Annotated in this window: 13 protein-coding genes; 9 read left to right on the plus strand and 4 right to left on the minus strand. The window is 42.5% G+C overall.

Annotated features, from left to right (window positions below; genetic code table 11):
- Positions 1 to 17: 17 nt before the first annotated feature.
- From HWQ36_RS10930 to HWQ36_RS10965, 8 genes are all read left to right on the plus strand, one after another.
- On the plus strand, positions 18 to 857 hold the full coding sequence (locus HWQ36_RS10930) for a hypothetical protein (RefSeq protein WP_292701894.1): 840 nt from the start codon (positions 18 to 20) through the stop codon (positions 855 to 857).
- A 70-nt stretch (positions 858 to 927) separates the two neighbouring features.
- Positions 928 to 2,130, plus strand: coding sequence for a glycosyltransferase family 4 protein (locus HWQ36_RS10935; protein WP_292701897.1), 1,203 nt, complete (start codon positions 928 to 930; stop codon positions 2,128 to 2,130).
- A 376-nt stretch (positions 2,131 to 2,506) separates the two neighbouring features.
- Positions 2,507 to 3,499 carry a glycosyltransferase family 2 protein gene (locus HWQ36_RS10940; RefSeq protein ID WP_292701900.1) on the plus strand — a complete coding sequence of 331 codons (993 nt, stop codon included), beginning with the start codon at positions 2,507 to 2,509 and terminating at the stop codon, positions 3,497 to 3,499.
- A 250-nt stretch (positions 3,500 to 3,749) separates the two neighbouring features.
- Complete coding sequence (locus HWQ36_RS10945) at positions 3,750 to 4,952, plus strand: glycosyltransferase family 4 protein (RefSeq protein WP_292701903.1); 1,203 nt, start codon at positions 3,750 to 3,752, stop codon at positions 4,950 to 4,952.
- Complete coding sequence (locus HWQ36_RS10950; protein WP_292701906.1) at positions 4,870 to 5,799, plus strand: glycosyltransferase; 930 nt, start codon at positions 4,870 to 4,872, stop codon at positions 5,797 to 5,799. The genes HWQ36_RS10945 and HWQ36_RS10950 overlap by 83 nt, the downstream gene beginning before the upstream one ends.
- A 205-nt stretch (positions 5,800 to 6,004) precedes the next feature.
- On the plus strand, positions 6,005 to 7,450 hold the full coding sequence (locus tag HWQ36_RS10955) for an O-antigen ligase domain-containing protein (RefSeq protein ID WP_292701908.1): 1,446 nt from the start codon (positions 6,005 to 6,007) through the stop codon (positions 7,448 to 7,450).
- A 44-nt stretch (positions 7,451 to 7,494) separates the two neighbouring features.
- Positions 7,495 to 8,625: a glycosyltransferase family 4 protein gene (locus tag HWQ36_RS10960; protein WP_292701911.1), complete on the plus strand. Its 1,131-nt coding sequence runs from the start codon at positions 7,495 to 7,497 to the stop codon at positions 8,623 to 8,625.
- A 688-nt stretch (positions 8,626 to 9,313) separates the two neighbouring features.
- Positions 9,314 to 10,897 carry a mechanosensitive ion channel family protein gene (locus HWQ36_RS10965; protein WP_292701914.1) on the plus strand — a complete coding sequence of 528 codons (1,584 nt, stop codon included), beginning with the start codon at positions 9,314 to 9,316 and terminating at the stop codon, positions 10,895 to 10,897.
- An 897-nt stretch (positions 10,898 to 11,794) separates the two neighbouring features.
- Here the strand turns inward: HWQ36_RS10965 and HWQ36_RS10970 are convergent.
- The 4 genes from HWQ36_RS10970 to HWQ36_RS10985 form a co-directional block, all read right to left on the minus strand.
- Positions 11,795 to 12,727, minus strand: coding sequence for a M23 family metallopeptidase (locus tag HWQ36_RS10970; RefSeq protein WP_292701917.1), 933 nt, complete (start codon positions 12,725 to 12,727; stop codon positions 11,795 to 11,797).
- A gap of 289 nt (positions 12,728 to 13,016) precedes the next feature.
- Positions 13,017 to 13,454, minus strand: coding sequence for a hypothetical protein (locus HWQ36_RS10975; protein ID WP_292701920.1), 438 nt, complete (start codon positions 13,452 to 13,454; stop codon positions 13,017 to 13,019).
- Between the two features lie 534 nt (positions 13,455 to 13,988).
- The gene (locus HWQ36_RS10980) at positions 13,989 to 17,330 is read right to left on the minus strand and encodes an efflux RND transporter permease subunit (protein ID WP_292701923.1); all 3,342 of its coding nucleotides are present in this window, start codon (positions 17,328 to 17,330) and stop codon (positions 13,989 to 13,991) included.
- 289 nt (positions 17,331 to 17,619) lie between these two features.
- Entirely contained in the window at positions 17,620 to 19,272 is a 1,653-nt protein-coding gene (locus tag HWQ36_RS10985; protein WP_292701926.1) for a mechanosensitive ion channel family protein, read from the minus strand.
- A gap of 561 nt (positions 19,273 to 19,833) precedes the next feature.
- On the opposite strand from HWQ36_RS10985, the gene ahcY reads away from it, so the two are divergent.
- Positions 19,834 to 21,111: an adenosylhomocysteinase gene (gene ahcY / locus HWQ36_RS10990; protein WP_292701929.1), complete on the plus strand. Its 1,278-nt coding sequence runs from the start codon at positions 19,834 to 19,836 to the stop codon at positions 21,109 to 21,111.
- Positions 21,112 to 21,171 lie beyond the last annotated feature (60 nt).

Raw genomic sequence — 21,171 nt, forward strand, 5'->3', positions numbered from 1 at the left:
TTAATGAGGAAAAATAAATGGTAAATATAGGCTACCACACTGCTAAAATTCAGGGTAGATTTAATCGCTCTCTATATAAAGCAGCCCTTTCTCAGATTGTCAGTATTCCCATCAAACAAACTCGGCAAGTTCCGGTAAGTATCTATGCCTTATCATGCGAACGCGATTTACCAGAACAAGTGGCAAGTATTCGGTCATTCATTCGTCATGTGGGCATTCCAGAGACATTTACTGTCGTTTCCGATGGTAGTTATACTGATTCTAGTTGTAATTTACTCCGCCGTATTCATCCCTGCGTTCAGGTAATACTTTTACAAAACTTCTTGAGAACAGATTTACCTCAATGTGTTCTTGATTATGCCCAACTGCATCCAATGGGTAGAAAGTTGTCGGCATTGATGTCGATTCCTGTTAATGGTACTACGATTTACACTGATTCAGATATTTTATTTTTTCCTGGCGGGATTGACTTAATTGATTTGAGTAAGTCGGACGAAAAATATTCTCTTTATCTACCTGATTGTTCTATGTCGCTTGACGAGCGAATTATTTATGATGAGTCTGAAAAGTCAAATCCCGTAAATGGTGGATTTATATTATTTAGGCATGAATTCGACTGGAGTTTTGCCATCGAACGGTTAGCAAATCTTCAAGAATCTCCTACTTATTTTACTGAACAAACAATTGTCCATTTGACCATGCACCACAATCATGGTCAGCCTCTATGCTCAAATAAATATGTTCTCAATGTAGAAGATCAGTTCATCTATCCAGATAAATCTGCAAGTAAAAACATTGCTCTCAGACATTATGTGAGTGATGTTAGACATAAGCTTTGGTTTAATGTTGGCATATAAGTTGATAAAGATAAGCCTCTAATTCTATGAGGAATCTAATTAATAATAAGGTAAAAATAAATGGTGATGAATGCTTAACTCAATTAATGATGCCAAACAAGATAATAAACAATTGCATAGAGGGATTTTTGAAGAAGACCTGATTTATCAATGCTCCAATTTTAATGTAGGTGAGGGCGGAGGTGTTGAAACTTATTTAGCTTCTCTGTTTGAACATCGACCACCTGAAGTTAGCGATCGCGTGATAAAATCGCTCAAGAATGTTGACCAAGGTCAATTCAAGCTGCTGCACATCCACAGCCCAGATTTATTATTGCAGCTTACGGGCGAATGTCCTACTGTATTTAGTGTTCATAATCACTCATTATACTGTCCTAGTGGCACAAAGTACTTAGCAGGGCAACGCACAATCTGCAATCGCAATTTTTCTTACTTAGGTTGTACTTGGGGTAAACTAGCAGATAAATGTGGTAGCCGTAGACCATTAAGAACTCTTAAAGAACTTCAAATTACTCATCAGTTATTAGATACCTTAAAAAAAGTAAAAATTACTTTTGTTGCTAATAGCGAATACGTGCGTCAAGAGTTGATTAAAAACGGTGTACCCCCTGAGCAAACTGTAACGCTACACTGTGGTATCTCTATACCAAAAATAACAACTGCACCCTTAAGTTTAGAAGTCCACCAAAATCATAGAATTTTGTTTGTTGGTCGCATTGTTTCTGATAAAGGTTTGGAATGGCTGCTCAAAAGCTTAATACATACAAACCCGCAAATTCAGCTTGATATTGCAGGTGAAGGCTGGGAACGACCACGGTTAGAAAAGTTAGCAAATACCCTTGGATTAAGTAAGCGGATCTCTTGGCATGGTTGGTGCGATGCTGACAAGATAAATCAACTTTATCAACAGTGTTTTGCAGTCATCTTCCCTAGTATCTGGCCTGAACCTGCCGGTCTTGTAACTCTGGAAGCATACTCTAATTATCGACCTGTAATTGGTAGTGCAGTCGGAGGGATTCCAGAACATTTACGAGATGGAGAAACAGGTATTTTGGTTCCAGGTAATAATATCAAAAAGCTGGTTGATGCTATTAATTATTTGTATGGAGATCACCAAAAAAGCCGACAAATGGGCGAACAAGGCCATGCTTTATTGATGAAGGAATTTACAATGGCTGCTCATGTAAATAATCTGCGAACAATTTATGCAAAAACAATAGCTGAATTTCCTTCGAGAACCAAAAAATTATATAGCATTCCTCAAGTGAAATAAGCTTAAGTCGGTTGGCGCAATTAAAGCTAACTGGTAAGGGCTGTCCTTTGTCCTCCCTTCGGCTCCGCTCAGTGCAAGTTGTCATTGGTCATTAGTAAAGACTTTAAGCCTGTTTACGTTTCGTAACATAATTTGCTTTATTTCTACTAACTTACTTAGTTTGGTTAAAACCTCAAATAAACCTCATCTATGTTGAAACCTAGAGTTTTTTAAAAGATATATTTATGTAGGTTGGGTGGAGTGAAACGCAACCCAACATTATCACCAAATTTTATGTTGGGTTACGCTATCGCTGCACCCAACCTACAAAACTACGGTTCTCAAGGTAGATGAAGTTTAGTGCATCTTTTATCTATGAAATATAAAGGAAAAAAATATGTCATTATCTCAAGAATGCCAACAGCCTTTAGTCAGCGTTATTATCCCCACCTATAACCGACCAGATTATCTCAAGCAAGCGATCGGTAGTGCTATTAAACAGACTTATCAAAATATCGAAATTATTGTTTCAGATAATTGTAGTGAAGAAAATACCCAAGCTATTGTTGCATCTTTTGGTGATTCACGCATTCGATTTTGGCGACATCAGCAAAATGTCGGTATGCTTGCTAATCAGCAACACGGCTTCAAGATGGCGCGAGGTAAATATGTTGCTAGTCTTCATGATGATGATATGTGGAATGAAGACTTTTTAGCAAAGCTTGTACCACCACTAGAAGAAAATCCTGACTTAATTATTGCTTTCTGCGACCAATATATTATAGATGCAAATGGCATTATTAATGATATTGGAACTGAAGAGAATACACGCGGTTATAAGCGAGATAAATTAGCAAAAGGAATTCATCAACCTTTCTACAAAATTGGATTGGTAGATAAGAGTATACCTACTGCTGCATCTTGTTTGATTCGCAATAATCTTGTGGATTGGGATAGTATTCCTCCAGAAGTTGGCGGGATGTGGGATTTATATTTAACTTACCTTTGTTGTATATCGGGTTATGGCGCTTACTACTATCCAGAAAGATTGACGCGATATCGTGCCCACGAGCAAACTGATACTATGCTCAGTGGTAGTCGAGATGTGCAGGCAAAAATCCGCAAGGCTAAAAGCGAAATGTTCTGTTATCAAGTATTCATGGAAGACGCTCGTTTACAGCAATTTAGGACGTATTTTCAACAGAAATGGTTAGAAGCTAATACAACTTTTGGAATTGGTTTGCTACGAAGTGAACAGATAGCGGTAGCACGTCCTTATTTTTGGCAAGCATTGAGAAAGCAAAAGTTTAATACCCGAACTCTAGTCGCACTCGCTCTTAGTTTTACTCCAAAAATTTTGGCAAATAAGTTAATAGGATTTTCTAAATAATAGAGCAATCGTATAAGTTGTTTTTTTCTAGAACCGCAGAGACACAGAGGACGCAGAGAGAATAAAAAACATCCCAAATTTTATTTTGGGATGGGTGTCCGCACTACGTGCCGCTACGCTAACACCCGTTCCATATTCAGGGCGGGCAGGATGTCCACCCCACAAGATGGATAATTTATTTCTTGAAGTTCTTTATGTGTGAGCAAACAAAATATTTATGCAATACGTTTATCTTTAAGGAAGATAGTGAATGAAACTTTGTATTGTTACTCATAAAATTAAGAAAGGTGATGGACAGGGACGAGTAAACTATGAGGTTGCTAATGAAGCAATTCGTCGTGGTCATCAACTGACATTAATAGCTAGTGAAGTTGCACCAGAACTAGAAAATAATAGTCAAGTTAATTGGATTCCAATTCCAGTCAAAGACTATCCGACAGAATTTGTGCGGAATTTCATATTTGCTCAAAAAAGTGCAGATTGGTTGCAAAAACATCGCTCTGAGATTGATTTAGTTAAAGTCAATGGCGCAATTAATCTGGCTGCGGCTGATGTGAATGCTGTACATTTTGTCCACAGTTCATGGTTGCGATCGCCTGTTCATATTTCCCGCAATCGTCGAGATTTGTATGGTTTTTACCAATGGCTATTTACGGCTTTTAATGCGCGTTGGGAAAAACAGGCTTTCCAAAAGGCGCAGGTTGTCGTAGCAGTATCCGAAAAGGTAGCTCATGAATTAGTCAACATTGGTGTACCTCGTTCTCGCATTCGCGTAATCGTCAATGGCGTTGACTTAGAAGAGTTTGCCCCTGGTGAAAGCGATCGCCAAAAGTTGGGTTTACCGGAGAATGTAACCCTAGCATTGTTCGCCGGAGACATCCGCACACCCAGAAAGAACTTAGATACAGTACTGCACGCCTTGGTGAAAGTTCCCGATTTACATTTGGTGGTAGTGGGACACACCCAAAATAGCCCTTTTCCGCAGCTAGCAGCATCGTTAGGGTTAAATGAACGGGTGCATTTTGTGGGATTTCGCCGTGATATCCCCCAAATTATGCAAGGAGTAGATTTATTTGTTTTTCCTTCCCGATACGAAGCTTGCAGCCTCGTATTGTTAGAAGCACTTTCTTCAGCACTGCCAGTAATTACTGCCACAGCCACCGGGGGCGGAGAGTTGGTGACACCAGAATGTGGCATCGTCTTATCCGACTCAGATGATGTTGATGCTTTGACTGTGGCGTTGATGACTTTGGTGAGCAGTCCCGCTCTCATACAGCAAATGGGCAAAGCTGCTCGTTCTGTGGCAGAACAACATAGCTGGAGTACTATGGCACAAACTTATGTGGATCTATTCGAGGAGTTAAGCAAGAATGCGGAACACCGTTCTGATACCAACTTATCGCCGTCCACAAGACCTATCACGCTGCCTTTTGGCGCTACAGGAGCAAATTAAACCCGTCGGTCAGGTGATAGTGGTTGTCCGCGATACGGATGCAGAAACTTGGCAATTTTTGGCGCAATTAAACGCGCCCAATCTGCCACTGCATACTGTGAAAGTGACACAACCGGGGGTAGTAGCAGCCCTCAATGCCGGACTAGCAGCAGTGGAGGGCGATATTGTCTCCATCACTGATGATGATGCCGCACCTCACCCAGATTGGTTAGAGCGCATCGCCGCTTACTTTACCTCAGATAGTCGTCTCGGCGGTTTGGGAGGGCGTGATTGGATACACCACGGCAGCAAATTAGAAGACGAATCCCGTCCAGTAGTGGGACAGTTGCAGTGGTTTGGGCGAGTGATTGGCAACCATCACCTGGGAGTGGGAGAACCCCGCGAAGTCGATATTCTCAAAGGCGTAAACATGAGTTTTCGTAAAGAGGCAATCGGGCAACTGCGCTTTGACGAACGGATGCGCGGTACTGGAGCGCAGGTACATTTTGAAATGGCATTTACTCTGGCATTAAAACGGGCTGGTTGGAAGATAATTTACGATCCTAATGTTGCCGTAGATCACTATCCAGCACAACGTTTTGATGAAGATCAGCGAAACAATTTTAACGAAATTGCCTTTATTAATTTAGTCCATAATGAAACCTTAGTTTTACTAGAGCATCTGCCATTTATCCGCCGAATTGTATTTTTATTCTGGGCAGTATTTGTTGGTACATGCGATAGTTTGGGTTTCGTACAATGGCTAAGATTTTTACCTAGCCAAGGGGAATTGGCGGGTAAAAAGTTGCTGGCATCTTGGCGTGGGCGTTGGCAAGGATATAAAGAGTTCGTAATTCGTAATTCGTAATTCGTAATTCGTAATTCGTAATTGCAGATAGGTTATTTTATTTTGAATTCTTTTTAAGCCTTGAGATTTATTTATTAGGACTTACGCAAATCTACACTTTTTAGGGGCAATTCATGAATTGCCCCTACCTGAAAATCAGGGTTTTACCTATTGTTTATGTAAGTTCCGCTTATCTGAAAATCTAAAATCCAAAATTTAAAATTGAATGAATTCTAGACAGATACTTTTCAATAGTTTTTCACAAGAAAACTATTCTCCCGAAGAGCGATCGCAGCAGGGGTGGATGGCGATCGCAGGCTTTATACTACTAACTGTAGTTTGCTATTTTGCTGGTGCTACTGCTGCACTGCGCCTAATTTACCCGGTGACGGCTTTAGCAGTAGCCGTGTTTTTATACTTGCGGCATCCCATTCTCTACATCAGCTTTACCTGGTGGATATGGTTTCTCACACCCTTAGCTACCCGCTTAGTTGACTATCGGGTGGGTTGGGATGCTACCCGTCAGATGCTCATAGCACCATATTTGGTAGTTTTTGTAACTATAGCAACATTCTTGCGCCACTTTCCCCGCGCCTCTCGTCAAGGGGGTTTGCCGTTTGTTATGGCTTTTATCGGAGTCTTTTATGGCTTTCTCATCGGTCTGATTTATAACCCACCTATCCCCGTAGCGCGAGGACTGATGGATTGGCTCAGTCCGATCATTTTCGCTTTTCACTTATTTATAAATTGGCGAGATTATCCCAGCTATCGCCAGAATATTCAGCGAACATTTCTCTGGTGCGTGTTGATTTTAGGAACTTATGGCATATATCAATTTGTAGTAGCTCCTGAGTGGGATAAGTATTGGCTCATCCAATCAAAACTATTCATGAGTTCTGGAAACCCTGTACCTTTCGGGATGCGTGTCTGGAGTACATTGCACTCAGTCGGCCCCTTTGGTTCTGTCATGCAAGCCGGTTTACTGTTGTTATTTACCAGTTCGGGAAGTTTAATTTTTCCGGCTTCAGCTGTTGGTTACTTGTCCTTTCTACTGACACAAGCGCGGACTAATTGGGGAGGCTGGTTATTTGGAATAATTATGATTGTGGGTTCAGTCAAGACGCGAATTCAAATGCGCTTAATCATTATAATTGTGGTGATGGCAATTTGTGTTGTACCATTGACAACTATTCAGCCAATTGCTGGGGTTGTATCAGCCCGTTTAGAAACTTTTTCTAATCTTCAAGAAGATAACAGTTTTAAAGATAGATCGGGAAGTTATGACAAAAATCTTGGTCTAGCTCTTTCTAATGCTTTAGGTAACGGCTTAGGAAATATCTGGAAAGTCAACGAAAAAACTGGTCAAATCGAAGTAGTGGTAATTGATAGTGGCATTTTAGATATGTTTTTCACCCTTGGTTGGTTTGGAGCCATATTTTATATGGGTGGATTAATATTGTTAATTATTAGTGTTAGCAGTTATGGTGAAGGACGTTTTGATAGTTTTATCAGTGCTGCTCGTGCGATTGGTATCAGTTCTGCTACACAGCTAATTATTGGTAGTGGGATGTTAAGTGTGGCAGGGATGATTCTTTGGGGATTTTTAGCTATGGCTATGGCAGGACATAAATACTATAGCAATTCCAAGATTCCCGACTTTTTAGAGAAGTAGGGGATCTGATAAATCTTACAACTTAAATAGGACTGATATAAATTATGAAAGCAATTATTGTAATGCCACTAGCCGAGCAACGAGGCGGCGGTGAAATGATGCTTTGGGATTTAGTACAGCAAGGACGTAATGCTGGTGTTGAGTGGCTGGTGATATTTTTAGAACCCGGCCCGATGGTAGAACAAGTAAAGTCCCTTGGCATTGATGCGCGAGTTGTAGAAAGTGGACGTTTACGCCAAATCCACCGTTTTATTGGCGCTGTTTTTCGGATAGCTGCGATCGCACGCCGCGAACGTGCAGATATAATTGTCAATTGGATGTGGATTACGCATATATCTGGAGGCTTGGCGGCGATGCTGGCTGGTTTGCCTGCTGTATGGTATCAACTAGAAGTACCTAGCGATAAAACTTGGTTAGTCCGACTCGCCACTTTAATCCCAGCCCAAGCAATTATCACCCTTTCTCAAGATGGTAAGCAAGCACAAGCAGAAATTTGGCCCCACAGGCCAACACCCTTAGTTTATCCTGGTGTCGCCCTAGACCGATTTGAGCCTAATGCTTTGCCAACTCCTGAAGAAGCACGCCGCAAACTCGGCTTACCCTTACACGGGCCGTTGATTGGAATCGTGGGACGATTGCAACGATGGAAGGGAATGCACGTATTGGTGCAAGCAATGCCCAAAATTTTAGAGAAGTATCCTGATGCTCATTGTGTGGTAGTTGGCGGTAAGCACGATTTAGAACCCGACTATGAGGACTTTTTAAAAGCCGAAATTGCCAGCTTGGGCTTGAAAGAGCAAGTAATTATGGCTGGACTACAGCGTAATATCCCGGAGTGGGTGCAGGCGATGGATGTATTCGTTCATGCCTCGGATAAGGAACCGTTTGGAATTGTGATTATTGAGGCGATGGCGCTGGGTAAACCTGTGATTGCTGGTAATGCAGGCGGGCCAACGGAGATTATTACCGATGGCATGAATGGACTATTAACACCTTACGGCGATGCGGATAAATTAGCGATCGCAATTCTCCTCTATCTTGACGAGCAAGAATTTGCCCAAAGTGCAGGAATAGCTGCCAGGCAACGCGCCTTGGATTTCTCAACACAGAATTATGCTCAAAACTTTATTAGTGTAATTCGTTCTGCAATACCAAGTGTTTCATCTGCTGAATGAAGTAGTAAACTTTTTGCAAAAGTCAATTTTATGAAAAACTCCATCCCCTTGTGGGTGGAGTTTTTGAGCATGGGGAGTGGGGAGTGTAGGATGAGGGGGATGAGGAGGAATTATTGGGAGCATCCCGTTTTGGCGGATTGCCCTCAGACTAGCAGTCTGGGGCTATACAAACTAAACCCGCCTTTCCTTCTGTACGAGAGGCTGCGCCAACGGAACGCTACGCGAACGCGGGTTCAGAGAGTCCGCGTTCGCTCTTAGCGTTCTCGAAGAGTAGGCGGACTTCGTTTGTGTAGCCGCGTAAAGCCAACTCTTAGAGACGCTGCGCGAACGGCATAGCTTCGCTTAGCGCGTCAGCGTGCCGGAGGCTCTATTCCAATCGCCCGGTGTTTCTTGCCATTTGTGGATGCTCCCGAATTATTGAATAAATCTCTCCCTTGTCTCCCCCCTCTTCCTTGTCTCCCTTGTCTCTTTTCCATGCACAATGCCCAATGCCCCAAGCGGCGGGGCGAGATATAAAGTGATTTAAATGTTAATAGCTTGACAACAAGTGATTATATGAAATAATTATCATCTATCTTAATAGAGATACCTTGATATCTCTCAATAGGTTTTCACATTGAAGAAGAATTCAGAAGTCAAAATTCTGTTTTGATAAAACTGTTAAATTATTTAAGTTTTACGATCGCGCATGAATATATTGATCATCTTAGCTGAAGTCAGCCTTGTAATCTTTGTTTTTTTATTACTGAACTGGCTTGTAAGCAAGTTATTCAAGCTATTTACAAAGACCTCTATAATAAAAAGCGAAGATAGGAATATCAAAACCTTGCGTCGGAACATCACAGGGTTATTGTTACTTGCTTGCTTGGTGTCATGTATTTTGATTGTGGGTGCTAACGGTTATCTAGTTTATCGTGGCGAAAACCTTCAACAATACAACTTAGCACTGATTGAGCGTATCCCATCAGGATTTTGGATAACTCTAGGAATTGGCATAGCTCAGAGCATTGGCAGTTTAATTTTAGCAGCGATCGCACTGAAATTTCTGAAATATTGGCTGAAGGTAGCTAGTACTCGCGCCAAGAACTTAGAAAAAAATACTGCCGATGATGAAAATATTGATGCTTTCTTTAACGCCCTATATCACAGAATTAGCGGTGGAATGTGGCTGTGGGCTGTCATCTTGTGTGCCCAGTTTCTCAAATTGCCAGCAACGGTTTCGGAATATTTGTACATTGCACTGCGAATCTATCTAATTATCGCCGTTGGGTTGCTGATTCTCAAAGCAGTTGCTGCGATCGTTGATTTTCTGGATGCTCTCAGCGTCAGATACTCCAACCCTGAAAACCTCTTGAGATTCTACGATCGCCTCCGACACCTGATACCCTTTTTAAAGCGGTGTCTAGAATTTGTGATTTATGTCTGCATGGCAACATTGGTGATTCAGCAGGTGCAATTAATCGCCAATATCGCAGCTTTTGGCCCGCGAATAATCAAGATCATCGGCATCATCTTCATTAGTCGTGTGTTGTTTGAAGTCGTTTACTTACTTGTTGAAGAGGTGCTGTTCAAAGACCGAAATCTAACTGATATTCAAAGAAGTAGACGCTTGACACTCGTTCCTCTTTTTCGTAGTTTCTTACAATACTTTGTGTACTTTGCTGCTATTATCTCTATTCTATATACTGTTGACATTGATCCAACTCCTATACTTGCAGGTGCGGGTATTGTCGGTATAGCTGTAGGTTTAGGGGCACAGACACTGATAAACGATATAGTTTGCGGCTTCTTTATTCTGTTTGAAAACTACTACTTAGTGGGTGATTATATCGAAGCTGGGAAAGCCGAAGAGAAAGTTGTCGAAGGTGTAGTTGAAGCAATTGAACTCAGAACCACCCGTATTAGACATCCCAATGGTCAATTGCAGATAATTCGGAATGGGGATATTGGCTCAATTACTAATTACTCCAAACAGTATATCTTTGCAGTAGTGGAAGTTGGTGTGCCTTATGATTCAAACTTAACGCATGTATACAAAGTGATTGAGGAGGTAGGACAACAGTTAAAAACAGATGATCCAGATGTACTCGAAGGTACACAAATAGATGGAGTGGAAAGCCTTGGAGAGTCTAACTTGTTGCTGCGGACATTAACTAAAGTGAAGCCAGGAAAACATCTTCAGATTCAACGTGTACTTCGGAAGATTTTTACCGATGCACTGCTGCGCGAAGGAATTGTAATTCCCATCCGTGCCGAAAGTGCTGAAGGTTAATTTAGCACTTTCTTTTTAACGATTGCGAGTTGGTGTTATATCAGACTTGAAGAAATTTGAAAGCTAGCAAAAATTGTGTCCATTCATACAACAAAACAGTAATGATTGTTATAGGCTTGAAAAGCCCTTTACTTTTATACTTTTGGCGAAACTTCACCGCCAAAAAAGCACCAGAGCGATAGGAAATTACTTATGACCAAATGCGATTGATACTTATCAAACGTAAATCTGGTGAAGTTGAACATATCCCTGTCAGCAGCATAAGTGACTTCCTACGCTCTGGTTATCTCTTTTAACAAACTTCGGCGGGTTTAAGTTTAAGTCCCCGGCTTCTAAGAAGCCGCAAGTATGTAAGTCTTGTTCTAAATCCCCGTTACAAAACTGTACTTCCTCTCTTCGTAGCGGGGCGTAGCCCATTCCGACTTCCGACTTCTTTAATACTAGTTTCGCCCACGAACGCGAGTGCGTCTCGTAGAGATGGGGTGTTAGCGTAGCGGTACGAAGTACAATTTTAAACCAATATTCATTACCCATTCGTACACAATTCATACTGAATTCTGACTCCTGAGTTCTGAATTCTTCTTATTGAAACAATCGGGTCTAAAACCTCGCCTTTTAAGGCGAAAAGTTTTTGGAGCGGGGCATAAATCCCCGTTACAAAAACGGGAGCATCCCAATTTTGCCAAAAGGCACAGGACTGGCACAAAAACCCTGTAAAAACCTCTTTCCTTGGCGCTCTTGGCGTCCTTGGCGGTTCGTTATTTCATTATTGTTCTAAGCCAAAATCCCGTATAAAAATAAACTTGCACATTTGGGATGCTCCCACAAAAACGGCCTCCTGCCTCCGAATTCTGTTGGTTCTGCTAGCGCGAGTAGTTTAATGGGCATAAATCCCCGTTACAAAAACGGCCTCCTGCCTCCTGCCTCCTGCCTCCTGCCTTCGTTAAAAAATTTGTCAGAACGCATTTGAGTGCCATTTCGCCAAACTTCCACCCTTTCAGGGCTGACTAAATAATAAAAACTACCATTATCTGCTCGATATCTGCCTTTACCAATATTCAAAGCTGCTATTTTTATCGGCTTGCTTGAGTCTTGCTTCAACTGCCCAATATAAAATAACTGACCATTTTCTTCACAGACCTTTACACGAATATTTGCAGTCTCACCATCAATAATGGTAACTCCATTGCACTTAGTATCACTGCTTATACCGATTGGAATTGGTAATGAAGGTGAAACTTGCTTTGCTACTGGGGGTGTCGAGACTGTGTGGTTCGGGTTATCCACTTGCTGAACTTTAGAAACAGACGAAACACTTGCAGTTAAAGATGTCAATAGACGAAGGGGATCAACTGCTATTAGACCATTTGGATGGACTTCAAAATGAAGATGAGGTGCTGTACTATTGCCTGTAGATCCCATCTCAGCAATAATTTGACCTTGAATGACCTGTTGATCCTTGCTCACCAGCAAACGGCGATTGTGACCATAAACAGTAATGCTACCGTCAAGATGTTTAATAGTTATGGCATTGCCTAATCCCCAATTATCCCAACCGGCTTTTATAACAGTACCCGATGCAGCAGCAACAACTGGGGTTCCAGATGCCCCTGCAATATCAATTCCTTCATGTTGATATTTGCGAAACCCTTGAGAAATAAACCCTTGAGTCGGCCAGATTAAGTTAGAAGCAGGGATAGGAGTTTGCTCAATTGGAGAATCGCTTGCTAACTGTGTTAGAGCAGATGTAGTTGTACTTAATACGGCGGTTAAAGATATTAACCCAATTAGTCCATAAGTGCGGTATCGAAAAACGGTAAGTTTTTTCATAATTGCAAGCCTATTAAAACAATAATTCAGATAGTTTCTGATTATTTGCTGTTTCAAGCTAACTCGGAAAATATCAGGAAGTTTAGCAGATGTGTCATTTCTAAAACCTTAGCCAAACACTTTAGTGCTAAAAGTATAATAGACATCTCCAGAAATCAAATATGTTTTATCCAGAACCCTTGTAGAGACGTAGCAGTGCTACGTCTCTACATTCATTTTCAAAGATGTCTAATATCTGCCCCGTATGCCAACCATCGACGCATTGAATAGCGGCATACGTTCTTCTACCTCAAACCTTAGTGTAATTATCAATTACTTTAGCTAAGTCTGGAACAGCTTCTTCTACGTGCTTTTTGGCTGAACCGCGAAGTTTTTCATAGGTTCCTCGCACGATTTGGCGCTTGGCGTTTTTGGCTCTAGCATCAGTGACACCCAGTAGCGCGTCTGCCGTATGAGAGCGATTTGCACTCAGGTGTCCAATGGGATCGCCTTTCTCTACACCTTCACTCCAGATAGGATCAAGTGCGGTGAAGCACTGCGGCAGGATCTGCTCAACTACGTAGGGGATATACCCTGGCTTGACTCCTTTCAGGGCAGCGAAGGCAGCTTTCAAAGCGATACCGCTCATACCTGACTTGGATGCAAGCTGTACTTCTATCATGTTGCAACATTCATCTACGACCATAGCTTTTTTGGTCGGGTTCAAAAGTCCTTCGCTCAGTCCCATTTCACTTTTCCTTATCTCAGTACTTAATTTCTATTCGACTAACTTTTTTAGCAAGCAGGAAATTACAGAAAATGGTATCAGAGTTGGAAGATGTTATGAACATTACTTTCTCACTACTTAAGGCTTCGCCCATAATACAATACGCTTGCGTTAAGGCTTGATCATCTCTAACCTTCCTTCAAAAGCTACGGTGTACACACATCTTTGTCTAAAACCAAAATCGTTGGAGATCCCCCTAAATCCATGCCACTTGCTCATGGGAGAAACCACGCCACCTGCTCATGGGGGAAACCCCCAAGACCGCAGTGGCTCCCCAAGACCGCAGTGGCTCCCCAAGACCGCGGTGGCTCCCCGATAAATTGGGGAACTTTGATTCTAGTTCCCCCCTTAAAAAAGGGTGGTTAGGGGGGATCAAAACGATATGGAATCAGGTGAGCAGACTTGTGTGTATACCGTAGCCTTAAAAAGGAGGAATTAGAGCAAGCCTTGTGTTTACACGTTAAAGTTCGGAGAAAAGGAACAGGATGGTAAAAATCAGGTTATCCCGTCTTGCTGAGACCTAAGTTGTGTCTCTGGCTGACTTGAGCCAGCAGGTAAAACCCTATGTTCAGATCCCGAAGCTTCATTAGGATGATCTGGAGGTTTTGAGCCACCCGATCGCTTGCGAGAAAATATAGACTGAGCTAGGGTCTTGACTAAGATATACAAAATTGGCACCAAGAACAAACTCAAGAACGTTGAAAGCATCAGCCCCCCAAAGAGCGCTGTTCCTAAAGACCAACGGCTGCTGGCTCCAGCCCCTTGAGAGATCACCAAGGGCAAAAATCCTAACAGCGCTGCAAAAGAAGTCATTAAGATGGGTCGCAGACGCTCTTGTCCCGCTTTCACCGCCGCCCGCGTGTAGCTCATACCCTGCTCATGCAGCTGATTAGCAAATTCCACGACTAAAATCGCGTTTTTTGCAGCTAGACCAATTAAAGTTACTAGACCCACTTGGCAATAGATATCATCTACTACTTTGGGAAAGAGACTACCTGCCATGAAAATATTGGAACGTAGCCAAATCGCCGTCATCGCTCCCAAGACTGCTAGAGGAACTGTCAGCAAAATAATGATCGGGTCAACGTAGCTTTCATACTGAGCCGATAACACCAGAAAGACAATAACGATCGCTAAAGCAAAAATCAAGCCCGTAGCTCCCCCTGATGTCTTCTCCTGGAGATAAGTCCCTGTCCACTCATAACCAAATCCTTGAGGTAAGACCTCTGCTGCTACTTGCTCCATCGCTTTAATCGCCTCTCCAGAACTAGAACCGGGAGCAGGAGCGCCTTGGACTTTGATTGATCGGTACAAGTTGTAATGGGAGACGGTTTTTGGCCCCACAAAGGGAGTAACTTTCACCAAACTGCTCAACGGAATCATCGCCCCATTGGCAGAGCGAACATAAAGTTTGCCAATATCATCTGGATTAGAGCGAAAAACCCCATCTGCTTGGACATATACTCGATACTGTCGCTGTCCCTGGACAAAGTTATTCACATATTGCGACCCCAAGTAAGTTTGCAACGCCCCAAAGATATCGTTAATCTCGACATTAAGAGCTTTGGCTTGGTTGCGGTTTACCTGAATGTCAAATTGGGGAGTGTCTGCGGTGAACTGAGTGAAAACTCGTTGTAAAACAGGCTTTTTATTTGCCGCCGCAATAAATTTTTGAGCAGTTTCAACCAGGGTTTCAATGGGCGCACTTCCAGTTCGGTCTTGAATGATAAACTCAAAACCACCTGTACTACTTAACCCTCTAACCGGGGGAGCATTCACTGCGATCGCTCTAGCTTCTGTAATTGTAGAGAGCTTTTTGTTCAGCCTCTGAAGTATCCCATAAACTGACTCAGATTCTTTAGCTCTTTCTTTCCAAGGTTTGAGATTAGCAAAGGCAATCCCTAAATTAGAAGCATTGCCATCGAAACCAAAGCCACTGATCATAAAACTAGCTCTAACTTCGGGAGCCGATGTTACTTCTTTGACAACCCGATCCATAACAGATTCGGTGTACTTCAAAGAAACCCCATCTGGCCCTTGGACAATTACAAAGAAGTAACCTTGATCTTCCTCTGGAATAAACCCGGTAGGTACTGCTCTGTACATCAAAACCGTTGCTACTAAACCAGTAATGAAAACCCCAATTACAATCGGCTTGACATGGGTAAGGTAGCTAACAAACCCGACATATCGCCGTGTGAACCAAGAAAATCCTCGATTAAATTGCGTAAAGAACCAACCCAAAGGGCCCCGTGGAGTCTGAGCAGGGCGCATGAGGATGGCTGCCATACTTGGAGAGAATGTTAAAGCATTGAAGGTAGAGATGGCAATGGAGCAAGCAACGGTTAACGCAAATTGTTTGTAGACAATCCCTGTAGTGCCTGGAATGAATGCAACGGGAATGAATACCGCCATGAGGACAAGTGAAGTGGCAATGATTGCCCCAGTCAACTCCTTCATCGCTTCGACAGCCGCCTCAAAGGGCCTCATCCCCTGCTCCAGTTTGACTGCAACTGCCTCCACTACAATAATCGCATCATCAACAACGATCCCGATCGCTAGAACGAAACCAAATAAGGTCAGTGTATTAATCTGAAATCCTAAAACCAACAGAGCCGCACACGTCCCAATCAGGGAAACGGGGATCGCAACAGTGGGAATGATCGTGGTACGCCAGTCTTGCAAAAAGACGAAAATTACCAAGACCACCAAGATAATCGCCTCAACCAAAGTGTGCAGAACTTCTTCTAAAGAAATTTCCACAAATGGAGTGGTATCAAATGCCAACTGTGCTTTTAGTCCAGGGGGAAAACTCTTCTCTAGCGCTACAATCTGCTCTTCAACAGCATGAGCAACATCTAGGGCATTACTACCCGGAAGTTGATATATCCCCAAACCCACGGCTGCCTTGGGAGCATTTCCTGGGATGGTGAATTTGGCATCAGCTAGATAGTTTTCTGCTCCCAGTTCAACCCGACCGACATCTCTAACTTTAACTAGGGTGCTACTAGTAGTACTATTCGTAGTGCTATTTGTAGTGCCATTGGTAGTACTATTAGTGCCACCTTGACTCACCTTCAGCACCATATCCTCAAATTCAGCCGCATCTTTAAATCGACTGGTTGCCCGTAAAGCAAATTCAAAGCTTTGATTATCTGGTGCTGGTTCCTTACCAATCGCCCCTGCACCCACCTGAATGTTTTGTTGTTGCAGGGCAGTTGTGACATCTTGAGGAGTTAGTTGATGTTGGGCAAGCTTGTTAGGATCAAGCCAAAGACGCATGGCATATTTGCGCTCCCCAAAAACCCTGGCACTTCCTACACCAGGAAGCCGTTTGATCTGATCGAGAATATATAGGTCAACATAGTTGCTGATAAAAATGTTGTCATACTCATTATTTTCTGAGTAAAACCCATAAACCAGAAGGAGACTGCTTGATGCTGTTTCAACGGTGACACCTGTTCTTTGAACAGTATCTGGCAATTGAGGTGAAGCAAGTGCTTGTTTATTTTGAACGTTTACTTGAGCAATATCGCTATTAACATTAGTTGGGAAGGAGACAGTTATATTGCTGGAACCATCATTACCCGTGTTAGAAGATATATAAGATACATCTTTAACACCATTAATTTGTCGCTCGATAATATTGGTGACAGTGCTTTCTGTTGTTTGAGCATCCGCACCAATATTGTTAGAGCTAACGGTGATTTGCACCGGAGCGAGATCCGGTAGCTGAGAAATTGGCAAGATGGGAATACAGATGCTTCCCAGCAGCAAGATGATGAACGTACAGACTGTAGTTAAGACTGGACGTTTGATGAAGGTGTTGACAAACATAAATCCAGGAACAGTTTAATTCTGGTTACGTAGAGAGTCGCTTTTTATTAATATAAGAATTTATTAAGGTTTAGTGTTAGATATTGGGAATGGGGAATGGGGAATGGGGCATTGGGCATGAAGAAGAGACAAGGGAGAGGGGGGAGACAAGGGAGAGACTTGTTCAATAATTACCCCTTGTCCCCCTTGTCCCCCTTGTTCCCCTTGTCCCCCTGCTCCCTCATCCCCCTCATCCTCTGCCCAGAATTTGGTCTAATTAACTGAAAAATGCGGTAATGAATCCAAATTTCTAATTAGCTTTGCCATTACTCTGAAAATTTAACAACTGATCGTCATTGACCCAAATCGCTTGTTGAGGTACAGAAATAGAAATTCCGGCTTTGTCTAGAGCAACTTTCAGGCGGCGGCGGAACTCTCGTGCTACATCCCATTGCTTAAGGGGCTGTGTTTTAATCCATACACGAATTATCAAACCGCGATCGCCAAATTGATCTATTCCCAAAACTTGGGGCGGTTCCAAAATTTGACGCTGCCATTGCGATTCTTGATTCATCTCGAAAGCAACTGTTTCAATCAACTTCAAAGCTTCTTCTGTATCTGCTTGGTAAGCGACGGGAACCGTTAAATCGGCTCGTGACCAACGACTAGAAAGATTGGCAACAATTTTAATTTCACTATTGGGAATGGTGATCAAGCGCCCTTCAGAATCTCGCAGTTGGGTCATCCGCAGATTCAGATTTTCTACTAAGCCTCCCACGTTTCCGACATTAATCACATCGCCTAAAGCATACTGGTCTTCTAGAATGATCAAGAAACCGTTAATCGCATCTTTAATTAAGTTTTGCGAAGCTAAAGACACGGCGACACCAACCAAACTCACACCCGCTAGTAAGGGAACAATATCTATCCCTAATGACACCAGCGCTAGCAAGAAGCCTACTCCTATGCAGATACCAGTAGCGATGCTTTTAGTCACACCAGAAAATGTGGAAACTCGCAGTTGCAGCCGTTCAGAACTTTCTGGAGTCAAGAAAGCACCACTGCTAATTAGAGTGGTGGTGAAGCGGTCAATGAGGGCGTAGATGAGACGGATCGATACGTAAGTTACCAGGAACACAACACCCAATCGCAAAGGAAATTGGGCGGCTGTGAGAATCCCTAGCTGAAATGGTCGTGTGTAGGGAAATAGACCCAAGATAAAGAAACTTCCACTACCCCAAATTCCGGCTTGAGTTAGCTGAAACAATCGTCTTTTGACTTCTTGAATATGCCGATGTTGCTGTTGATTCAGTTGTGTTGTAATTGGTTGGGCTGCTGCTGGTGAAATTGGGGAGTTTAGAGGCCATCTAAGGGGTTCGGAGGCAATGGGTTGTACTGAATCTTTTTTGGAACGGCGCTGCCAACTATATATCCCCCAACTCATGATAATCATTGCCAGTCCTGTGCCCGCAGCAATTTTACCTTGGTCGATTAAAAATTGAGTTTGTCTTTCTTGCTTTGCTTGTTGCAAGTCTTCTTGTAACGATTCCGCGATTTGATTTGCCGATGTCGATATATCTACCTCTCGCAATCCAGCATCTTCAGAAGTGATGGTCATCAGGTATTGACCGTTGACATAAATTACTGGTAATTCGTTTACTTTGCGAACTTCTACCTTGACTGCTGTTTTTGCTGGTGACTGAATGTAATTTTGGCTAATTTTCTCCAACTTCCTTTGGATATCTTCTGAACGCTCAAGAAAGTTGCTTTTTGATGCCGCTATCTGAAATAACCGCCGACCATCTAAATAAATCCAGCCTGTAACAAGCCGATTATTTGAATCATTACTCACACTAATGGGAGCTTGCAGTTGTGGTAAAAATGGAATCTGGGCTGTGGCTTTTGGCACAGATATAACGGCTATGGCCATTGAACTGGCGATCGCCAAAAATTGAAAACGCACTCAAACACCTCCTTGAAAAAAATTGACTATTGACCGAATAATTACTAATTCGTAATTCGTAATTCGTAATTCGTAATTAATGGACAGAGCAACTCAATTCATGGATGGAGATAAAAAACATAATTCCTTTTTTCAGAGCAAGCGACTTCAGTTGTGGGGTAACAATTACGAATTACGAATTATCAATTACGAATTATTTTGACTACTTCTATAACCATCCTCCACAATTGCTTTGAGTAAATGTACTTATCTAAAGTTGAGATTTTCTCTTTAGATAATGAAATTTTGATGTTGTTTTATTATTCATCTATCTAAAGGTAGATGACAATATACCCAAAATCGGTAATTAAAGCCGAGAAAAATCTTACTCTTACCAAAGATAAAACAAAAACAAAGAACCTGGGGATGAAGTTGACATTAGGGTAATCAAACGTCAAGCTAGTTTTGAGGACTGTTGACTAGTGATTTGCTTTCTTTCAAGCAAAAATCGCAAGTTGTACAATAACCTAGTAGAGTGCGTAAAATTTACGTAACTTTTTTAATTTTTTGAGGTAACTTTTGATGACCGCAACTTCTCCCCGATTAAAGCACGAGGTTAAAGACCTCGGCCTAGCTGCCTTGGGAAGACAGCGCATTGAATGGGCTGGACGCGAAATGCCAGTTTTGAAGCAAATTCGCGATCGCTTCGCTATCGAAAAGCCCTTCGCTGGTTTACGCCTTGTAGCTTGTGCCCACATTACAACAGAAACAGCACATTTGGCGATCGCTCTGAAAGCCGGTGGTGCAGACGCACTTTTAATTGCTAGCAACCCCTTATCAACGCAAGATGACGTAGCCGCTAGCCTCGTCCTCGATCATGAAATTCCTGTCTTTGCTCAAAAAGGCGAAGATAACGAAACTTATAACCGCCACGTTCAAATAGCTTTAGATCATCGCCCCAACATTATTGTTGATGACGGTAGCGATGTAGTTGCGGCTTTAATCCAACACCGCCAACACCAAATTGCTGATTTGATTGGTAGCACCGAAGAAACCACCACTGGTATCGTGCGGCTACGCGCCATGTTTAGAGAAGGCGTACTCACCTTCCCGGCAGTCAACGTCAACGATGCCGACACCAAGCACTTCTTTGATAATCGCTATGGTACTGGGCAATCAACTCTAGATGGCATTATCCGCGCCACAAACATTTTGTTGGCTGGTAAAAACATTGTCGTCGTCGGTTATGGCTGGTGTGGTAAAGGTACAGCCCTCCGCGCCCGTGGGATGGGTGCTAACGTCATCGTCACCGAAATCGACCCCATCAAGGCAATTGAAGCCGTAATGGATGGCTTCCGCGTCCTGCCAATGGCTGAAGCTGCAACCCAAGGTGATATATTTATCACTGTGACTGGTAACAAGCACGTCGTTCGTGGTGAACACTTCGATGTCATGAAAGATGGTGCGATCGTTTGTAACTCTGGTCACTTTGACTTAGAACTTGATTTGAAATACTTGGCTGCACAAGCTAAAGAAATCAAAGAAGTTCGTCCTTTCACCGAAGAGTACAAGTTGAAAAATGGTAAATCAGTTGTCGTTCTCGGACAAGGACGCTTGATTAACCTAGCTGCGGCTGAAGGACACCCCAGCGCAGTTATGGACATGAGTTTTGCAAACCAAGCTTTGGCTTGTGAATTCCTGGTGAAAAATAAAGGTAAGTTGCAACCTGGTTTGCACTCAATTCCTGTTGAAGTCGATCAAGAAATTGCTCGATTGAAGTTACAAGCTATTGGGATCAAAATTGATAGCCTAACAGCAGACCAAATTGAGTACATCAATTCTTGGACAAGTGGAACTTGATACATTGATTAGTTGATTTTTTCGGGGATAGGCTTTTGGGCTTATCCCTTTTTTTGTGTT

Source organism: Nostoc sp. NMS2 (assembly GCF_017115105.1).
Lineage (GTDB): Bacteria > Cyanobacteriota > Cyanobacteriia > Cyanobacteriales > Nostocaceae > Nostoc.

Bases quoted from the DNA above. Each gene is read 5' to 3' on its own strand.
- HWQ36_RS10930 (WP_292701894.1), top strand. From the start codon at position 18: ATGGTAAATATAGGCTACCACACTGCTAAAATTCAGGGTAGATTTAAT.
- HWQ36_RS10935 (WP_292701897.1), top strand. From the start codon at position 928: ATGCTTAACTCAATTAATGATGCCAAACAAGATAATAAACAATTGCAT.
- HWQ36_RS10940 (WP_292701900.1), top strand. From the start codon at position 2,507: ATGTCATTATCTCAAGAATGCCAACAGCCTTTAGTCAGCGTTATTATC.
- HWQ36_RS10945 (WP_292701903.1), top strand. From the start codon at position 3,750: ATGAAACTTTGTATTGTTACTCATAAAATTAAGAAAGGTGATGGACAG.
- HWQ36_RS10950 (WP_292701906.1), top strand. From the start codon at position 4,870: ATGCGGAACACCGTTCTGATACCAACTTATCGCCGTCCACAAGACCTA.
- HWQ36_RS10955 (WP_292701908.1), top strand. From the start codon at position 6,005: ATGAATTCTAGACAGATACTTTTCAATAGTTTTTCACAAGAAAACTAT.
- HWQ36_RS10960 (WP_292701911.1), top strand. From the start codon at position 7,495: ATGAAAGCAATTATTGTAATGCCACTAGCCGAGCAACGAGGCGGCGGT.
- HWQ36_RS10965 (WP_292701914.1), top strand. From the start codon at position 9,314: ATGAATATATTGATCATCTTAGCTGAAGTCAGCCTTGTAATCTTTGTT.
- HWQ36_RS10970 (WP_292701917.1), bottom strand. From the start codon at position 12,727: ATGAAAAAACTTACCGTTTTTCGATACCGCACTTATGGACTAATTGGG.
- HWQ36_RS10975 (WP_292701920.1), bottom strand. From the start codon at position 13,454: ATGGGACTGAGCGAAGGACTTTTGAACCCGACCAAAAAAGCTATGGTC.
- HWQ36_RS10980 (WP_292701923.1), bottom strand. From the start codon at position 17,330: ATGTTTGTCAACACCTTCATCAAACGTCCAGTCTTAACTACAGTCTGT.
- ahcY (WP_292701929.1), top strand. From the start codon at position 19,834: ATGACCGCAACTTCTCCCCGATTAAAGCACGAGGTTAAAGACCTCGGC.